The organism is Pseudoalteromonas sp. c7(2019) (genome assembly GCF_011378625.1).
In the GTDB taxonomy this organism is placed as follows: domain Bacteria; phylum Pseudomonadota; class Gammaproteobacteria; order Enterobacterales; family Alteromonadaceae; genus Pseudoalteromonas; species Pseudoalteromonas arctica.
Genome location: NZ_WTKS01000037.1, coordinates 1 through 1,970 on the forward strand (window position 1 = coordinate 1; position 1,970 = coordinate 1,970).

1 protein-coding gene and 1 pseudogene are annotated in these 1,970 nt (G+C 39.1%); both read left to right on the forward strand.

The annotated features are described in order from the left end of the window. Positions 1 to 123: 123 nt before the first annotated feature. Positions 124 to 1,097 (forward strand): annotated as a pseudogene (locus tag GQR38_RS19860) (transposase). Between the two features lie 539 nt (positions 1,098 to 1,636). Continuing rightward, on the forward strand, positions 1,637 to 1,921 hold the full coding sequence (locus tag GQR38_RS19865; RefSeq protein WP_165723100.1) for a hypothetical protein: 285 nt from the start codon (positions 1,637 to 1,639) through the stop codon (positions 1,919 to 1,921). Positions 1,922 to 1,970 lie beyond the last annotated feature (49 nt).

Sequence of the window (1,970 nt, forward strand, 5' to 3'; positions counted from 1 at the left end):
TTACCAGTTTGGCGCATTGACGCCGTTTTGGGGAGCGTCCATCTCATCACCCATCCTATTTTTTGCAGTTTAGTGAACTAAGTACTAGGCTTTTATCAGTGTGAAAAATAAGCAGGGTGTCTTATGGCAATTGCAAGAAAGCGCCAAGTAAGTTTGGTTGATACAAAGTACTACCATTGCATATCACGTTGCGTACGCCGTGCATTTTTATGTGGGGAAGACCACTTTACAGGTCAATCCTACGAGCATCGTAGAGGCTGGGTTGAAGATAAACTGCTTGAGTTAGCCAAAGTGTTTTGTATTGATGTATGTGCTTATGCTGTTATGAGTAATCACACCCATTTAGTGCTGTATGTTGATGATAAAAAAGCGAATAGGCTAAATGATAAAGCGATTGTTATTCGCTGGCACAAGCTGTGTAAAGGCACTGTACTTACGCAAAAATACATACAGGGTGAAAAGCTAAGTAAAGCTGAACTTATCTTTTTTAATCAAACAGTAAAACAATACCGCGAGCGCCTATCAAGTATTAGCTGGTTTATGCGGTTGTTAAATGAAAACATTGCTCGCAGAGCAAATAAAGAAGATAACTGCACTGGCCGTTTTTGGGAGGGACGATTTACGTCTCAAGCATTATTAGATGAAGCAGCCCTTGCGGCCTGTATGGCGTATGTCGATTTAAACCCCATTAGAGCCAAAATGGCTAACACCCCAGAAGAGTCAGACCATACCAGCATCAAACAGCGTTTAACGTATGCAAAGGATGGCAAGCAACCAAAACAACTACTGCGCTTTGCAGGCATGCCACGTCAAATTATGCCAAAAGGGCTGCCGTTTGAGCTTAAATCGTACCTTGAACTTGTTGAGCTAACAGGGNCTGTATACGAGAAGACAAACGTGGTTATATTGAAAGTACACACTTACCCTTACTCGAAAGAGTTAATATCTCCCCAGAAAACTGGTTAAAGCTCACCACACAATTTACGCGTGTATTTCATGGTGCAGTCGGCAGGCCAGCCTCACAAGAAGGTTATTGTGAAAACTTAAACCGAAAGCGGCGAGCGAATATCAGTAACTGCGAAAAGCTACTGGCATAAAACTTAAACTACTCAGTAATAAATCACAACTGCATTATGCAGTCATTTTCATGCGTGTAATTTAGGTTTAACAGTGATAATTGCTTATTTAATGTGTAACGCGCGAGTAAAGATATAAAAAGAGGTGAACTCTTAGCCCAAAAAAGTAAATTTAGTGGCGCGCTAGATTAGTTTACAATTGGGGTGGCTGTCTAATTTAATGTCTTAAGCCTGTAAATCTTAAGACGAAAGCCGCTGTTTGTAATGAACAGCGGCTTTTTTGTTTTAGGTTAAAGGCAAAAGCTTAGAGACAAATTTAAGTTATCTTATTAATAATATCGCTTACACCTATTTTTATAGCTCATTACTTTTTTTTCCGATATTACTGATCTCTACCATTTTGGGGGATTTCTACATCAAGGAAACTTAAATATCGGCTAACTAGTTGTTTACAAGTCTTTATTAGCTGGTTAAATTAGAATCTTTGTAATATTTGGACATTTGTCGGTTTATAAAGCGACAAATGTCGGATACAAAGTTGTTATGTTGCTAGGAGAGTTATGAGTATTACTCAGAATTGGAAGCTAATATCAGAAGAGTTACTAGCAGCATATAAACTCTTACCATCAAGCATCACAGAATCAGATTTTGGTTATTGCGAAGAAGACTTTTTACAATATTTATCTGTAAATGAACTTCGTTTAGCTATGGAAGAATTAGACGGCGTAATGGAAAACAACGTTAGCCCTGGAGTTTGTTTTTGGGAACATATGATTAAAGCTGCAAGCTTAATGAACAGCACTGAACACGCGAAAAAATACGAACAGTATAAAGTAGCAACATAATCGGGTAGCCGGAGGTCTCTAACCTCCAGCCCCCACACCACCCATCATG

What these genes read in the sequence shown, in the direction of transcription:
- GQR38_RS19865 (WP_165723100.1), top strand. Translation starts at nt 1,637, where the DNA reads ATGAGTATTACTCAGAATTGGAAGCTAATATCAGAAGAGTTACTAGCA.